Annotated in this window: 15 protein-coding genes; 7 read left to right on the top strand and 8 right to left on the bottom strand. The window is 67.3% G+C overall.

What is annotated here, in order from left to right; translation table 11 throughout:
• Positions 1 to 30: 30 nt before the first annotated feature.
• On the bottom strand, positions 31 to 105 hold the full coding sequence (locus tag JOD27_RS47150) for a 50S ribosomal protein bL37 (protein ID WP_096498094.1): 75 nt from the start codon (positions 103 to 105) through the stop codon (positions 31 to 33).
• 54 nt (positions 106 to 159) lie between these two features.
• On the opposite strand from JOD27_RS47150, the gene JOD27_RS15760 reads away from it, so the two are divergent.
• Positions 160 to 1,653 (top strand): sensor histidine kinase, encoded by a 1,494-nt coding sequence (locus JOD27_RS15760; RefSeq protein ID WP_204763355.1) that lies wholly within the window; start codon positions 160 to 162, stop codon positions 1,651 to 1,653.
• A gap of 142 nt (positions 1,654 to 1,795) precedes the next feature.
• Here the strand turns inward: JOD27_RS15760 and JOD27_RS15755 are convergent, their stop codons facing one another.
• Positions 1,796 to 2,050 carry a WhiB family transcriptional regulator gene (locus JOD27_RS15755; protein WP_015104912.1) on the bottom strand — a complete coding sequence of 85 codons (255 nt, stop codon included), beginning with the start codon at positions 2,048 to 2,050 and terminating at the stop codon, positions 1,796 to 1,798.
• A gap of 340 nt (positions 2,051 to 2,390) precedes the next feature.
• Positions 2,391 to 3,338: a diacylglycerol/lipid kinase family protein gene (locus JOD27_RS15750; RefSeq protein ID WP_307830146.1), complete on the bottom strand. Its 948-nt coding sequence runs from the start codon at positions 3,336 to 3,338 to the stop codon at positions 2,391 to 2,393.
• A gap of 252 nt (positions 3,339 to 3,590) precedes the next feature.
• Here JOD27_RS15750 and JOD27_RS15745 point away from each other — a divergent pair, with 252 nt between their 5' ends.
• The 3 genes from JOD27_RS15745 (at position 3,591) to JOD27_RS15735 (ending at position 5,758) form a co-directional block, all read left to right on the top strand.
• Positions 3,591 to 4,010 (top strand): hypothetical protein, encoded by a 420-nt coding sequence (locus JOD27_RS15745; RefSeq protein ID WP_307830145.1) that lies wholly within the window; start codon positions 3,591 to 3,593, stop codon positions 4,008 to 4,010.
• Positions 4,011 to 4,092: 82 nt separating this feature from the next.
• Positions 4,093 to 4,797: a S1 family peptidase gene (locus JOD27_RS15740; RefSeq protein ID WP_204762997.1), complete on the top strand. Its 705-nt coding sequence runs from the start codon at positions 4,093 to 4,095 to the stop codon at positions 4,795 to 4,797.
• Positions 4,798 to 4,909: 112 nt separating this feature from the next.
• Positions 4,910 to 5,758 (top strand): SAM-dependent methyltransferase, encoded by an 849-nt coding sequence (locus tag JOD27_RS15735; RefSeq protein WP_307830144.1) that lies wholly within the window; start codon positions 4,910 to 4,912, stop codon positions 5,756 to 5,758.
• A gap of 6 nt (positions 5,759 to 5,764) precedes the next feature.
• Here the strand turns inward: JOD27_RS15735 and JOD27_RS15730 are convergent, their stop codons facing one another.
• The 4 genes from JOD27_RS15730 to JOD27_RS15715 form a co-directional block, all read right to left on the bottom strand.
• Entirely contained in the window at positions 5,765 to 7,237 is a 1,473-nt protein-coding gene (locus tag JOD27_RS15730; protein WP_204762995.1) for a glycoside hydrolase family 28 protein, read from the bottom strand.
• 136 nt (positions 7,238 to 7,373) lie between these two features.
• A complete protein-coding gene (locus JOD27_RS15725; protein WP_204762994.1) occupies positions 7,374 to 7,754 on the bottom strand; it encodes a DUF5684 domain-containing protein in 381 nt (126 codons plus the stop codon).
• A 124-nt stretch (positions 7,755 to 7,878) separates the two neighbouring features.
• Positions 7,879 to 8,352 carry a GNAT family N-acetyltransferase gene (locus tag JOD27_RS15720; RefSeq protein WP_204762993.1) on the bottom strand — a complete coding sequence of 158 codons (474 nt, stop codon included), beginning with the start codon at positions 8,350 to 8,352 and terminating at the stop codon, positions 7,879 to 7,881.
• Complete coding sequence (locus JOD27_RS15715) at positions 8,352 to 8,948, bottom strand: histidine phosphatase family protein (RefSeq protein ID WP_204762992.1); 597 nt, start codon at positions 8,946 to 8,948, stop codon at positions 8,352 to 8,354. Before JOD27_RS15715 ends, JOD27_RS15720 begins: the two co-directional genes overlap by 1 nt.
• A 68-nt stretch (positions 8,949 to 9,016) precedes the next feature.
• On the opposite strand from JOD27_RS15715, the gene JOD27_RS15710 reads away from it, so the two are divergent.
• Together JOD27_RS15710 and JOD27_RS15705 are read left to right on the top strand one after the other, a co-directional pair.
• Positions 9,017 to 9,178 carry a hypothetical protein gene (locus JOD27_RS15710; protein WP_204762991.1) on the top strand — a complete coding sequence of 54 codons (162 nt, stop codon included), beginning with the start codon at positions 9,017 to 9,019 and terminating at the stop codon, positions 9,176 to 9,178.
• A 168-nt stretch (positions 9,179 to 9,346) separates the two neighbouring features.
• Positions 9,347 to 12,004, top strand: a complete 2,658-nt coding sequence (locus tag JOD27_RS15705) for an alpha/beta hydrolase family protein (RefSeq protein ID WP_204762990.1) — start codon at positions 9,347 to 9,349, stop codon at positions 12,002 to 12,004.
• A gap of 36 nt (positions 12,005 to 12,040) precedes the next feature.
• Here JOD27_RS15705 and fxsT read toward each other — a convergent pair whose 3' ends face one another.
• Positions 12,041 to 14,413 carry an FxSxx-COOH system tetratricopeptide repeat protein gene (fxsT, locus tag JOD27_RS15700; protein WP_204762989.1) on the bottom strand — a complete coding sequence of 791 codons (2,373 nt, stop codon included), beginning with the start codon at positions 14,411 to 14,413 and terminating at the stop codon, positions 12,041 to 12,043.
• A gap of 233 nt (positions 14,414 to 14,646) precedes the next feature.
• Between fxsT and JOD27_RS15695 the strand changes: the two genes are divergently transcribed.
• On the top strand, positions 14,647 to 15,027 hold the full coding sequence (locus JOD27_RS15695; RefSeq protein WP_204762988.1) for a hypothetical protein: 381 nt from the start codon (positions 14,647 to 14,649) through the stop codon (positions 15,025 to 15,027).
• Positions 15,028 to 15,354 lie beyond the last annotated feature (327 nt).

Here is a 15,354-nt window from a genome sequence, read left to right as displayed (position 1 = left end):
GGAAGGCTCCCTTCATCGTTCTAACAGCACTCAGGCGTTGGGGCGCTTCCCGTGGTTCGCGCCACCCTTCTTGCGGTCGCGGCGCTTGCGGGCACGCTTCGACATCGGTGTCTCCTAGGATCAGAACTTCTTCAACTACCAGTTTGACATGGAGGAGTTCTGAGCACGCTCACGGACCTGCTGGCCGAGCACACGAAGCTCTCCGGCGCCGCCGTCGACCACCTCCAGCTGGTCGTCGCCGAGTGGCAGCTCCTCTCCGACCTGTCGTTCGCGGACTTCCTCATGTACGTGCCGCTGGACACCGACCATCCTTCTGGCGAGAAGTTCCTCTGCGTCGCGCAGGCCCGTCCCACGACGGCGCCCACCGCGCACCCCGAGGACGTCGTCGGCAGTGAGGTCGACGCGGAGGAGCACCCGCAGCTGCGCCGGGCCATCGACGAGTCGCGGATCTGCCGCGAGGAGGATCCGCGCTGGCACCTGGGCGTGCCCGTCCGGCGCGAAACCATCCCCGTACGGCTGGGCACCCAGGTCATCGCGGTGCTGAGCCGCAGCACGAACCTGGCGGTCCCGCGCGTGCCGTCACCGTTGGAGATCTCGTACCTCGGCAGCGCGGCCGACCTGTGCCAGATGATCGCGGACGGCACGTTCCCGGCGCCCGAACCGTCGCCGGACGTGCACACCAGCCCGCGCGTCGGTGACGGCCTGATCAGGCTCGACCCGTCCGGGGCCGTTGTGTTCGCGTCGCCGAACGCGCTGTCGGCCTACCACCGCATGGGCCACGCCTCGGACCTCGTCGGTGTGCACCTCGCGCCGTTGACCCGCAGCCTCATCGGCGACCCGTTCGACGCCACCGAGGTCGCTCAGCGCATAAGGCAGGCGCTGGACGGGCAGCCGTCCATGCGCATGGAGGCCGAGTCACGGCGTGGTGCGGCCGTGCTGTTCCGGTCTTTGCCCCTTCGGCCGCGTGGCCAGGCCGCGGGCGCGATCGTGCTGTGCCGCGACGTCACCGAGGTGCGCCGGCGCGACCGCGCGTTGATGTCGAAGGACGCCACGATCCGCGAGATCCACCATCGGGTAAAGAACAACCTGCAGACCGTGGCCGCGTTGCTCAGGCTGCAAAGCCGCAGGTTGACGAACCCGGAGGCCAAGGAGGCGCTCGCCGAGTCGGTCCGTCGTGTGACTTCCATCGCACTGGTTCACGAGACGTTGTCGATGTCCGTGGACGAGCGGGTCGATCTCGACGACGTGGTCGACAAGGTGATCCCGATGATGAGCGACGTGGCGGTCACCGAGACCCAGGTGAAGGTCCGCCGCGAGGGCGGTTTCGGGATCGTGCCCGCCGAGATCGCGACCCCGCTCGTCATGGTGCTGACCGAGCTCGTGCAGAACGCCTTCGAGCACGCCTACGCCCCTGGCCAGCGCGGAGAGGTCGTCGTGCACTCCGAGCGGTCCGCCAAGTGGCTCGACGTGACGATCTCCGACGACGGCAAGGGGCTTCCGCCCGGTTTCTCCCTGGAGCGCACCGATCGTCTCGGTCTGCAGATCGTTCGGACCCTTGTCGATTCTGAATTGAGAGGGTCGTTGAGCTTGCGGCGGAGGCCCCGAGGCGGTACAGAGGCGGTCCTGCGCGTACCGCTGAGGGGGCGGCGCTAAACTAACGCCGTGCACACGTGACGGCCAGCCTCAGCGGTCTCACGTGGTCATGCGGGAGGGTGTGCAAACAAAAGAAGAGCCCGACACCTGGCACGGTGTCGGGCTCTTCTTTATCTCTAGCTCTACGCGGCTAACTGCCTGGTCAGGCGTTGCTGCGGGCCCGCGTGCGGGCGTTGCGGCGCTTGAGTGCGCGGCGCTCGTCTTCGCTCATCCCGCCCCAGACGCCGGCGTCCTGGCCGCTCTCGAGCGCCCACGCGAGGCAGTCGGAGACGACGGGGCAACGGCGGCAGACGGTCTTCGCCTCGGCGATCTGAAGCAGCGCGGGACCACTGTTCCCAACGGGGAAGAACAGCTCGGGGTCCTCGTCGCGGCAGATCGCGCGGTGGCGCCAGTCCATTGGAACTACTCCTCAGCTAGGCGCGCACAAGGGCACGCCGGTTGTCAGCGGTCGTTTTGGGGTGCTTGTGAATGCTTTCACGAACGGCTGGGATGTCAAGGGGTTAGCACTGACCCGGTGAGTGAACTCACCCAAAAGATCGACAGTGTTCACCTGGGGTTTCACGCTCTGCTGTCACTCGACTGCAGTACATCCCGGGTGGGTACCGAGACGGTCACGAACCGATCACGGACTGTCAAGTTGCGCGTTCGGGCGCTCAACGCCCGAACATGCGGGGTCTGCGGGGTCACCCCCGCAAAATCACCCGTTCACGCTGGCCCGCGCTTTCCGCGGGCGCAGGTCACCCGTGAACGGCAACAGTCAACGCGTCGGGGACTGCCCGGAACTCCACCGCTGTCGTCGTGCCGAGGAAATCACCGTCGACCTGGAGGTTGGCGGGCTCCTCGCACTTCACTCTGACATAACCCACGTCGTCGCGCCGAACGAGATTCCCGCCCTTGGGATTGCCGGTCGAGAGGACCTGGGCGACGTAGCGGCCGACGGTGGGCACGCGCAGCGTCTTCAACGCGCTCAGGCCCAGGCCGCCGTCGAACGACGTACTGGGGTTGAGCTGGATCGCCTTGTCGCCGAAGTACGTCCACGGGTCGGTGTTCGACACGAACACCATGCCGACGTCCTTGAACGGCGGTTCTCCCGGAACCTCGACGGTGAAGTGCTGCGGCCTGCGGACATTCTGCGCATAAGCCTTGATGGCGACGCTCAGATAGAGAGCGGGACTCGCATTGCGGCCCTTGGCCCGCTTCTTCTCCACTCCGGCGACGACGTCCGCGTCCAGGCCCATGCCGGCGTTGAAGGTGAACCAGCGGCCCTTGCCGCCCTCGACGACGTCCGAGAAGACCTGGCCGAGCCCGATCCGGCGCCTGGTGCCGTGCTCGATCGCCTGAAGCAGGACGTGGGTGGCCTCGACGGGGTCGCGCGGGATGCCGAGCGCGCCGGCGAAGACGTTCGCCGATCCGCCGGGGACGACACCGAGCATCGGCTTGTCGGGTCGTGGGCCGCCCCGCAGGATGCCGTTGACCACCTCGTTGACCGTGCCGTCGCCGCCGTGGGCGATGACCAGGTCGAACCCGTCCTCCGCCGCATGGCTCGCGGCGTCCGCCGCATGGCCGCGGTAGCAGGTTTCGATGATCTCCAGACTCACGTCGCTGGCGAGCGCGTGCGCCAGAACGTCACGGCCCGCCGGCGTCGTTGTAGTCGCCTGCGGGTTCACCACGAGAAGAGCGCGCACTACTGCAGAGTAAGACAGCGCGTGACCGTCGGCGGCGCGCATGTCCTCCCTCAGGGTGGCTCCAGCTTCACGAAAGTGGCGCAAATCTCCCTTCCGCTAGCACCGCGTGCGCCTCGCAGACGAGTGCACCCCGGAACGACCGCCGGCTCGCTGAAGGCCCCTTGATCTTCCCCCGCCGGACGTGCTCGGAGAGCCCTCCAACCGGGTGGCCTACGATCCGTGACCAGTACAGAACGTGAGGAAAGGTCTCCCGTGACCACTCAGCCACCGGCGCCGCCGCGCTCGGTCCGCGTCGCCGCCGCACTCACCTTTTTGCAGGGCCTGGGGGGTATCGCGCTGGCCGTGGCGCTCGTCGTCCGCGTGCTCCAGGGCGCCGCTTCCGGCGGCCCGATCCTCGGCGCCGCGGGTGTGCTCGTGCTGTGGTTCGGCGGGGTGATCTTCGCTTCGGTCATGTTGTTCCGCGGCCACTACGGCGCGCGCACGCCCGTGATCGTCACGCAGCTGCTGCTGCTGGGTTGCGCCTGGTACGCGTACGGCCCGTCGGAACAACAGCTACTGGGCTCGTTGGGCGGCATCTACTGCGTGGTCGTGCTCGTGCTCCTGTTCACCCGCGACGGCCGTCAGTGGGCGATTGGTCTCGCAGATGTGAACGAAGGCGACAAAGCCGACTAAAGGAGGGTGGTCACGGTCACACGATCGGGTGAAGCTGTGCGTGGTTGCTTAACCACTCCCTGCACTCAAGAGGTGACCAACCATGCGTGTTCTGACCGCGATCGCGGGCGCCTTCCTGGCGGCGCTCTCCCTCGCACCCGCGGCCTCGGCAGCGCCCGAGGACCCGAACATGTCGCCGATGATCATCGACGGCAGCTACGCCCAGAACTTCCCGTACGCGGCTCGTCTGTTCGTGAACGGCCGCGAGAACTGCTCCGCGACGAAGATCGCACCTCAGTGGATCCTGACCGCTGAGCACTGCGTGGCCTCGTCCGGCAGGTACACGTTCCGGGCGGGCAGCCTGGACCAGACGTCCGGCGGCCAGCTCGTCACCGGTGACCGCATCGTCAAGCACCCGTCGGCGGACCTGGCCCTGGTACACGTGACCACGTCGATGTCGGCGCCGTTCTCCCCGCTCGGCGCGACCGTGAAGGTCGGCGACACCGTGCAGCTGTACGGCTGGGGTGCCACCTGCATCGGCCAGGAGATCAACTGCCAGTCCCGCTACCTGAAGGTCGCGAACACGCGGGTCACGAACACCCGCGGTGAGGACTACCGCCGCGGCGTCGCGATCAGCGTGTTCCGCATCGACGGCATCGCCGCGGGTGGGGACTCCGGTGGCCCGATGTTCGCGGGCGGCCGTCAGGTTGGCGTCGCGTCCACCTCGAACCGCAAGGACGTCTCGAACTACACCAGCATCAACCACGCTCCCTACCGCGACTGGATCAAGCGGACCGCGGGCGTCTGACGCACCTCGATTGATCAGCGGTAACCCTGCGATGACCCTCGGCTCCGGCCGGGGGTCATCACCCTGTGTGTTCACGAATGGTGGATGGACACGAACGGAGTAGCCAGTTACCGTGCTGCCAGCGTTCGCGCCGCTCGGGAGCAGCAGGGTGAGGTGCGCAGTGCAGGACGGCCCGAAGCGGGTGACGACAAACGGCGATTCCGAACGCCCAAATGTGGCCCGTCTCTTCGACTACTACCTCGGCGGCGCGCACAACTTCGCGGTGGACCGCGTCCTGGCCGAGGAAAGCATCAAGCACTTCCCGGTAGCCGAAATGGCCCGCACGATCCGCTCCTTCTCCCGCCGCGTGGTGCGCCTGTGCGTGGAGGAGATGGGCATCCGCCAGTTCCTCGACCTGGGCAGCGGCATCCCGACCGCGGGCAACGTGCACGAGGTGGCCCAGTCCATCGACCCGTCCTGCAACGTCGTCTACGTCGACCACGACACGGACACCGTGGCGCACGCCCGCACGATGCTGCGTGACAACCTGAACGCCGCCATCGTCCAAGCCGACGTGTGCGACGTGGGCGCTGTGCTCCGCCACCCAGAAACGCGCCGCCTCATCGACTTCACCGAGCCGACCGCCGTGCTGATGATCGGCATCCTCCCGTACATCGCCGACGAGCCCGTGGGCGTCGTCGCGCGCTACCGCGCCGCTCTGTGCTCGGGCAGCGTGCTGGCGTTGACGCACCTGACGAAGGACGTCGAGCCGGACGTCGTGGACCGTCTGCTGGTGTTGTCCGGCGATCTCGGCAGCACGCTGATCCCGCGGTCCAAGCAGGACGTGGAGGAGCTCGTCTGCGGCCTCAAGCTGCTGGAGCCGGGGCTGGTGCTCGCCGCCCACTGGAGGGCGGACGGCGAGCTGCCGGGGACTTCCGCCGCGGCCGACGCCTCCACCTATGGCGCGGTCGGCGTCATCTGAGGCTCACTAACCGGTCTTCGCCCGCAGCGCCTGTCCCGACGTCGAAGTGCTGTCCGTGACCGACGTTCCGCTGCTCTTGCGCCATTGCAGATCGTTCGCCCCGGTGCTGCGCTCCACCTTCACGCCGTTCAGCGAGATCCCGGAAACGCTGTCCGTCGTGAACGCGGGCCGCCCGTCACCCTTCTCGAACTCGATGGTGCTGTTGAGGAACCTCACGTCGGAGGCGTTGCGGATCCAGAACCCGAACGCGGGCCGCACGCCGAAGATCCGCGGCGGGTACTCGCCGGAGACCTCCGGCGGCACGCGGGAGGCGTCCGATTCCTTGTGACCGCCGGGAACCGTCAGCTTCACGTTGTCGAACGTCAGGCCGGTGATCTTCGAGTCGGCGCGGCCGGAGATGGTCGACGCGTACTCGGGGTCGCCGGGGATGTCGCGCGGTGCGGTCAGGTTCGTACCGGTGATGTTGCGGTAGGTGATGTTGCGGATGTTGCCGGTGGGCGGGTTGCCAGGGCAGCGGCCGCGTTTGCCGATGTGGATGAAGATCGGCGAGGCGGTCTTCGTGAGCTGGATGTTGTCGTAGAGGACGTCCTCGATGACCGCGCCGTCCATCGACACCATGCCGAGGCCGGCCTTCGAGGCGCCGGTGACCTTGAGGTTGCGGAACTGGACGTTCTTGAAGCTGCCGCAGGTCTCCGAGCCGAACTGGATGGCGTTGTTCTCCGTCGACTGGATGGTCGAGTCGCGGACGATGTCGTTCTCCGACAGGAAGGTCTTGCCGGTGGCGTAGTCGCTCTTGAACGCCACCGCGTCGTCGCTGGCGATGACCGTGGAGTTCGACAGCTCGATGTTGGAGCTGTTGATGAAGTTGATCCCGTCGCGGTCGTCGGGGGTGTCGACGGTGATGCGCTCGAGCTTCATCCCGTTGCAGCCGTTGGTGATGATGGCGAAGTGGCCGGCCTCGCGGAACGTCAGGTCGGTGATATTGACGTTCTTGCAGAACTTGAGCGACAGCATCTTGTCGCCCTTGCCCGCGGGGATGTTCTCGCCGGTCTCGAGTTTGTCGGCGCCGTCGATCATGCCCTTGCCGGTGAAGTTGATGTTCTCGACGTTCTCGCCCCACAGCAGCGCGTTGCGGAAGTGGCTGTGCCCGAAGTCCTGGTACTTGGAGTTCGGGTTGGACTCCGGCGCGTCGATGCCGCTGCCCGACGCCACGATTCGCGCGCCCTGCTGGAGGTTGATCGTGACGTTGCTCCTGAGGTGGATCGAACGCGACAGGTAGGTGCCCGGCGGGATCTCGACGACGCCGTTGCCCGCCGCCGACGCCGCCGCGATGGCCTTGTCGATGGCGACCGAGTCGATCGCCTTGCCGTCGCCCTTCGCGCCGTAGTCCTTGACGTTGAAGCTGGCCGCCTTCGCCACGCCCATCGGTGCCACGACCACCGCTAGCGCCACGAACGCGCCGGTCAGTCGACGCCTCATCGTTGAGAGGTCCTTCCTCGTCCTGCGTCGAGGGCGGCGGCTGCTCGGCGTCTGAAGCGTTCTGAAAACGGTTTCATTCCCGACCATAGTGAAGGCCGGGCCCGAAGTACAGACCCGGCCTCTCCTGGCGTGCGGCTCAGCCCTGGTAGGCCTGGCCACCGGCGGCCGGGCCGCGGTACTGCGCGCTGCCGAAGCCGAGCACCGGGTAGCCGATGAACGGGAGCAGCGCCAGCAGGAAGAACCCGAACCCGCCGCCCTTGCCGAACGACTTCGCGACGTCGATCGCGACGATGATCGACATGATGAAGTTGACGAACGGGATGATGAAGAGGATCAGCCACCAGCCGGGGCGTCCCGCGACCTTCAGCAGCACGTAGAGGTTGTAGATCGGGATGATGGCCGCCCAGCCCGGCTTGCCCGCCTTGCTGAACGTCGCCCACATGCCGGCGATGACGATCACGGCGAAAACAAGGCTGAAGATCAGGGATCCGGTGCTGCTGCCCGAGTCTTCGTACACGGTCTTCCTTCTTTCCACGCTTACTTGTGCCGGGGGATCGGCGAGCGGGGACGCTGCCAGGACCGTGCACTCGTCCTGTGTGGAATACCCGTTTCGTGAGCTTTTCGAGACCTTCCGTCGATCTTCAGAGTGAAGAACCGAGCTTTTGCAGCGCTTCTTCGGCCACTCGCATCACTGTCCACTCGTCCATTGGGACGGCGCCCAACGACTCGTAGAACCTGATGCTCGGCTCGTTCCAGTTGAGCACCGACCACTGCAGGCGCGTGTAACCCTTGGCGACGCACTCCTGTGCGAGTGTTTCCAGGAGTTTCTTGCCCAGCCCGTTGCCGCGTTGCTCCGGCGTGACGTAGAGGTCCTCGAGGTAGATGCCGTGCACGCCGTCCCACGTCGAGAAGTTGAGGAACCACAACGCCATTCCGACGACCTGACCGTCCACTTCGGCCACATGGCCGAACAGGGCTGGTCGGTCGCCGAACAACGCGGTGTGCAACTGCTCAGCGGTGAGGTGGCACTGTTCCGGCGCACGTTCGTACAGCGCCAGTTCGTGCACGAGCTTTACGACCGCGTCGACGTCGCGCGGTTCCACCCGCCGGATCATCACACCTCCCAGGCCGGCACGTTGAGCCGGCGCACCTGCGGGTCGCCCCGCTCGTCGCCCAGCTGGCAGGTGCCGGCCGGGTCCAGTCCGAAGTGGACACCCTGGTCGGGCGCCAGTCCCAGCCACGCGGCGATCAGCACGCGGCTGAAGTGTCCGTGCCCGACGAGCACCACGTCGCCGCCGGGAAGGATCTTGCGCACTTCGGCGAGCACGGTGCGGGCCCGCTCCTGCACCTCCGCGTGCGTCTCGCCGTTCGGCATCGGGTGCGTCCACACCGTCCAGCCCGGCACGCGCTCGCGGATCTGCGGCGTGGTGATGCCCTCGTAGTCGCCGTAGTCCCACTCGGCGAGGTCCTCGGTCATCGCGGTGATCTCGAGACCGGCGAGCTCCGCCGTTCTGGTCGCGCGTTGCCGCGGGCTCGTCAGCACGAGCGCGGGAGCCTGGTCCGTGCCCCGCAGCCGCGCGAGCGTGGCGCCCGCCCGGCGTGCCTGCTGCTCACCTTCCGGCGTCAGCTCGATGTCAGTGCGTCCCGTGTGCCTGCCGGTCTCGGACCACTCGGTCTGGCCGTGCCGCAGCAGGTAGAGGTGGGTGCTCACCTGTTCGATCCTAAGGAGTGACCGGCGACACGTTTGGGGGAGTGCCCTTACGAGGTACCCCGCTCGCCATGACCGCCGAGCACCCCGACCACGGCGCCCCTGACGAGGTAGATGCCCAGGAGATCCGCGAGGCCTTCGGGGTTCGCGTCGCGCGCATCAGAGCTGAGCTCACCTCGACGTGGAACAAGCTGCGCCAGAACGAGCGAGACGCCGACCCTGGGGGCCGCTGACATTTCGCCTTTTCGGATTGCTGAGGGAAATCACCCGCCTTTGGGCTGAATGGCGTAATACCGACGTCTGGTTGTCGTTTTAATTGGCGTATTCACGGCACAACGGTGTGCCGCGTGCAGTGCGGCGTCGCTAGAACTGAGTGGTATTCCTTTTCGAGGGGGCCACTCATGCGCCGAACAGTCGCACTTCTGATACCCGCTGTGCTGGTCGCGGTCATACCCGCGCTGCCGGCCGCCGCCGCGCCGGAACCACCGTCACCGGGCTGGGCGGTGGCCGGTGACGTCATCCGGTGGACCGCTTCCACGCCGATGCCGTTGTCGGACGCGGGTGTCGAGTTCTGGGAGGGGGACCAGCTTCTCGGCACGGCCAGGGAGTCGTCCGACCTGCGCACGTTCACCCTCACGGCCCCGCTGAAGAACCCCGGCGCGCTGCAGGTGCGCTCGGCGGGGAAGCGGCTGGACGTGACGCCGCCCGCACCGGCGAGCCTGGCCGTGCCGCGGCTGCCCGCGCTGTGGCCGGAGGCCGCCGTGGACCCCGGCAAGCCGGGACCGTTCGCGACGACCAAGGGCGAGTACTCGCTCGACTCGATCAAGCTGCCCGAGTACCCGCAGCCGATCGAGATGGAGGCCGTCGTCGTGGCGCCGAAAGGTGCGCCCGGCAAGCGGCCGCTCGCACTTTTCCTGCACGGGCGTCACTTCACCTGCTACAACCCGGCGAACCCGAACCAGTTCACCGGCAACTGGCCGTGCCCGGCGGGCCTGAAGGCCGTGCCGAGCCACCGCGGTTACCTCAAGGCGCAGGAACTGCTGGCGTCTCAGGGGTACGTGACGGTGTCGATTTCGGCCAACGGCATCAACGCCCAGGACGCGAACACCGTCGACGCGGGAGCGCAGGGACGTTCGTCGCTGGTCCGCCACCACCTGGCGAAGTGGGCGGACTGGGTTGGCTACGGACGCACGTCCGCGCCTGCCGCGGTGAAGGACGCGCCGCCCGCTGACCTGTCGAAGGTGATGCTGGTGGGCCACTCGCGTGGTGGCGAGGGCGTGAACCGGGCCGCGACCGACAGCCTGAACACGCCGCCGGGCGACACGGGCTTCACCGGCCCGGTGCGCTGGAACATCCGCGGCACCGTGCTGATCGGTCCGACGATCTTCGGCCACAACCCGCAGCCCGACGTGCCGTCCGTGACGTTCCTGCCCGGCTGCGACGGCGACGTGTCCGACCTGCAGGGCCAGATGTTCGTGGACCAGACCCGCGGTATCAGCCGCGGCGCGGCGTTGCACAGCGCGCTGTACGTGGTCGGCGCGAACCACAACTTCTTCAACAGCGAGTGGACCCCCGGCCAGGCCGAGGCGCCGGCGTTCGACGACTTCTCGCCGGGCCAGCAGCCGGACCCGGTGTGCGCCCCGGGAACCGCCACCCGCCTCACCGCGGGCCAGCAGCAGGCGGCAGGCGCCACCTACATCGCGGCGTCGGCCCGTCTGTTCCTCTCCCGCGACGAGTCGGTGCTCCCGCTGCTCGACGGCTCCGGCGTCCGCGCCCCGTCGGCCGACCCGGCCCGCGTCCTCTCGCACGCGGTCGGCGGCCACCGCAAGCCGTTCGTCGTGCCTTCGCCCGACACCCAGGCTTCCGGCAGCGCGAGGGTGTGCGCCCAGGTGACGACCGACGCCGCTGCTTCGTGCGGCTCCCGCTCGCCGCACCTGGTCCGCTTCCGCTACGCCACGACCCAGCCGGAGCGCGAGTCGGTCGCTCTCAAGTGGACGGCCGCCGGCCAGGCAGGCGTGATCATCCCGGCCAAGCCCGTGTCGCTGCACGGATCGAAGGAACTCGCACTGCGCCTGGCGGTCCCGGCCAACACCCCGGCCACCCGCTTCGGCGTCTCCGTGACGGACCAAAGTGGACAGAAGCACTCCCTGGGCACGGTGTCGGTGACGGGCCTGCCCGGCACGACCCGCCTGAGTGCGTTGTGGGCACAGGAAGTCCGCGTCCCGTTGCCCACCGGCCTCGGCCACGCGACATCGCTGGAACTGGTTCCCGAGTCGGCCGGCGGCGAGGCACTGCTCATCGACGCCCACGGCTGGAACAAGGGCCTGCCCCCGGTCGTGCCCACCCGTCTGGGCCGCGTCGACGCCACCGTGATCTCGGTGGACGAGGGCGACTCGGGCACCGTGACCCACAACGTGGCCGTCACCGCCACCGGCAACGGCACCCGCGTGGTCCGGCTCTTCTACAACGACACGAAGACCAACACCCCGGTCACCAAGCTCGTGACGCTCAAGCCGGGTGAGCACCGCGTCGAGGTCCCGATCACCTACACCGCCAACACGAGGTGGAGCGCCGACACCCGCTATCCCATCGGCGTCACGGCCATCGGCAACGCCGTGGTGGGCGCCGCGTTCGGCGGCCTGCTGGTGCGCAACGACGACCCGATCCCGAAGCTCTCGGTCACGCCGGTCGCGGAGAGCGTCGTCGAGGGCGGGACGTTGCGCTGGAAGCTGACCCTGTCGGAGGCCGCGGATTCGAGCTTCGTCCTCGTGGGGCTGCCGGTGGCGCCTGGTGCTTCGGAACTGTCCACAACGGACGTTGACGCGCAGTGGTTCCGCGAGAACTCCGGCGAGGAGCCGTCGCCGTCTCGGCCGTTGTCGTCCACCGGGCTTCAGGTGTGGGTGTTCATTCCGGCCGGGCAGACGTCGCTGGACGTCGACGTGCCGACCGTGGCCGACACCGAGGTTGAGGGGGAGGAGCAGGTCAAGCTGAAGTTCGAGGGGCTTTCGCCCACTGGCACCGATTTCGAGGTGATCGGCAAGGTGGCGAACGCCGCGTAGTTCTTGATTCACCTGCGAAAGGTGCCGTTTCCTGGTTCAGGGAGCGGCACCTTTTCTGTACTTTTCGAGGATCTTGCGCGCTCTTTCCCCGGCTTCCTGGGCGTCATCGACATGGCCCATCCGCTCGAGAACCTCAGAGAGACTCATCAAGCAGTTGGCGACGACGGGGTGGTCGGGTCCGAGGACGGACTCGGCGATGGCCAGTCCCCGCAAGATCGCGTCTTTGCCTTCTTCTCCCCGGCCGGATTCGGAGAGGAGATCACCGATGTTGCAGTAGATCGACACGCTCTCGATGTGATCGGGTCCGTGGGTGGCGTTGAAGATGGCCAAAGCGCTTGCGAAGCGGTGCATCGCCTCCTGGGGCCGGCCCAACCTTCTGAGGACCACACCGAGGTTCGTCAGACCGGTGGCGACCGTGGGATGGCTGGAGCCGAGACTGATCGTGAGAATGGTGACAGAGCGTTCCAGCAGGGGAAGTGCCTCCGCGGACCGGTCAAAGAAGTGGTAAGCCATGCTCAGGTTCGCGAGGCCGTGGCCGAGTCCGGAGCGACCGGGCTCGTAGACGGCTTCATACAGGGAAACGGCGCGTTCGAGCAGCAAGGCGGCCTCGGCGACTCGTCCTTGGTCGATGAGCGCGCGCCCGAGATTGTTTAGGCTGTCCGCGACCCAGCGGTTGCCGGAGCCGTGGATCTCCGTCCGGATCGCGACGGCTCGTTCGAACAGGGGAATGGCGTCGTCGACGCGGGAAGTGAAGTGCAGATAGGTGGCGGCGCGGTCGAGCAGCCATCCGCTGAGCACGTCAACGGGCCCTGCCTGGGATTCCGTGACCGCGAGGACGTGTGGGAGCAGAGAACGCCATCGTGGCCAGCCTGCGGGTTCGCCGATGATGGCCTCGGGCAGGTCGTGCCTGAGGAGCCGCCGGATCGTCGAGACCTTCGGCTGCGCATCGGAGGCGCCGAGGTGGTGCGCACGCAGCGACTCCCGCAGCAGGCGATGGATGATCGTCACCTCGGTTGCGGTCCGTCGCGCCAAGGACAACCTGACCAGTGCTCCGACGGTGTCCGTCCACCTGATCGAATCACGTGCCGCGTCGGCCAGCGCGGCGGGAAGCCGGTCGGGATGGTCGACGAACAGGTCGAGGGGGACCGGTTCGGGTGCCATCCAGGCGAGTAGATCGAGGAGTTCGGCGGCGGCGGGACTTCGCGCCGCCAGCTCGGCCAGCGACATGTCCCACAGCGTCGACAGGGTCTCCGTCCGGCCGAGAACCTGCCCGCGGCTGATGAGGTCCACCGATCTGGTCGCGAAGAGCGCCAGGTACTCGTCCAACGGGAGTCCGGTGGTCTCCAGGTAGGCCGACGCCTGCTCGATGGCCAGCGGCAGATCGCCCATGACGTCGGCGAGGTCGTTTGCCTGTTGCTCGGTGGCCGACGACACGCGACGCCGCAGCAACGCGACGCTTTCCGCACGGCTCAGGACGTCGACGTCCAAAACCTTTCCCAGCGCGGTGAATCCGGCGCAGCGGGTGGTGATCAGAACGCTGCCCTGTCCGGAGGGCAGGTAGGGGTGCAGCACCGCGGGGTCTTCCGCGTTGTCGAACACCAGCAGCCAGCGCTGCCTGCTCCGCAGCTCACCGAGGACCTGGGCGACGGTGGGCGGATCGGCGTCGAGGCCGAGTGCGACGCCGAGCTCCGCCAGGTGGTCCTGGATCAACGTTGGTTGTTCGGCGGGAATCCACCAGACCACGTCGAACTGGCTCGCGAAGCGCCAGGCGTACTCGACGACGATCTGCGTCTTCCCCACACCGCCCATGCCGTGCAACGAGTGCACCGAGACCGTCGAGCCCGTGCGCAGTGCCTCGGCCAACCGGTCGAGCGACTCGACCCTGCCGGTGAAGTTCGGGTTTCGCGGCGGCACGTTCCACACAGCGGGCAATGCACCGGGAAAGGCCGGCTTCACCCGAGGGGTGGGAAGTCCAGGAGGTTCTTCAGGCGTCAGCTGCCCCTTCACCGCTCCCTGAACCGCACGCAGCAGCTGGCGGCGCGTGGCGCTCTCATCCAGTCCGAACAGATCTGCCGAGACGATCGGTGCGAGCAGACCGGGTGGCTCGCAGTCCTCCACCCGCAGCGGGATCAGCTTCCGGCTCCCGCCAGTCGGATCATCCCGCCACGCGGCCTGCCACTCGGGCCTGCCGTAGACGGACTCCCGGTAGGCGGCGGACAGCACGGCGATCATGCGTTCGGAGTGCTGGACCCCGCGATGCATCACGTCGACCCAGTTGGTGCCGGGCACCATGTCCCACTCCGGCAGGAGCACTCGGTAACCCTGCTCCTTGAGTTCCCAGGCGATCCACTCGGCCCATGCGAGGTCGGCTTCGGTGTAGGACACGAAGAAGTCCCATGACTCAGTCACCCGGAAATCCACCCCTCACAGCGTGTGCATCTGGTCACATCGCACACCGCGAGCCGAGGGTTACCCGGAGAACGCACAACGGCGCCGCTTCCCAACGGGATGCGGCGCCGTTCAAAGGGAAACTCAGCCCTGCTCGGTCTCCTCGAAAATCTTGTCGATTTGTCCGGTGCAGCCTCGTTCGTTGAGTAGTTCCACGCACGACACGACCTGCCCCATGACGCACGATCATCGCCATGGGGGTACTGCGAAGCATGGTGATCGGCGCGCTGGTGGGCGCCGTCTTCGGATGGGGCTACTACCTGCTGGCCAGGCCGTCCACCGCGAAGGTGCTGTGCCCGAGTGGCGGGATGGAGTGCTTTGGCGTCGGCATGCTCACCGCGGGTGGCGGGCTGGTCCTGGTCCTGGTGCTGGCCGGACTGACTCTGCGGTTGCTGGGCTTGCGCCCCGCGTGGCCGACCGGCTGCCTGAGCGGGGTGATCATCATCGCCGGGCTGGTCGTGTCCGCCAACGCCGGCGTTGGCACTCGTTTCGATTTCGCAGCCATTGGGGTCTTCGCGTTCGCGTATGCTTTCGCCGCCGTACTGACCACCGGTTGGGGCGCAGATGGCTTGTGACAGCCCGTTTTCTCGAATCATTCGGGCTGGAGACCCGCTTGCCGGGGTGCCCCGGCAGAGCCTCAACCACCAACCGTGGTCGTCCGCCTAGTAGCGTGTCGCAGCTGGCAGCCGCGCTTCGATCATGAAGATCGCGCTCTCATGGCTGCCAACTGCACGGTTGGCAGCAGTTGGGATGATCAGCAAACGTTTGCGTCAGCATTTCTCTACCGCCATCTCGGCAGCGATGTGCATGAGAGCGCGACCATCCGGGTTTTTGGGTGATGAGTGCCGACTCAACGGAGCACAACCAAGCCGCGACGCTCTACTGGCAGCTGTGTGAGACAC

Source organism: Lentzea nigeriaca, from assembly GCF_016907955.1.
GTDB lineage: Bacteria > Actinomycetota > Actinomycetes > Mycobacteriales > Pseudonocardiaceae > Lentzea > Lentzea nigeriaca.
This window is presented reverse-complemented; position numbering and strand designations above follow the sequence as displayed.

Coding starts and splice junctions, on each gene's coding strand:
- JOD27_RS15730 (WP_204762995.1), bottom strand. CDS start 7,237: ATGAGGCGTCGACTGACCGGCGCGTTCGTGGCGCTAGCGGTGGTCGTG.
- JOD27_RS15755 (WP_015104912.1), bottom strand. CDS start 2,050: ATGGACTGGCGCCACCGCGCGATCTGCCGCGACGAGGACCCCGAGCTG.
- JOD27_RS15705 (WP_204762990.1), top strand. CDS start 9,347: ATGCGCCGAACAGTCGCACTTCTGATACCCGCTGTGCTGGTCGCGGTC.
- JOD27_RS15695 (WP_204762988.1), top strand. CDS start 14,647: ATGGGGGTACTGCGAAGCATGGTGATCGGCGCGCTGGTGGGCGCCGTC.
- JOD27_RS15740 (WP_204762997.1), top strand. CDS start 4,093: ATGCGTGTTCTGACCGCGATCGCGGGCGCCTTCCTGGCGGCGCTCTCC.
- JOD27_RS15710 (WP_204762991.1), top strand. CDS start 9,017: ATGACCGCCGAGCACCCCGACCACGGCGCCCCTGACGAGGTAGATGCC.
- JOD27_RS15720 (WP_204762993.1), bottom strand. CDS start 8,352: ATGATCCGGCGGGTGGAACCGCGCGACGTCGACGCGGTCGTAAAGCTC.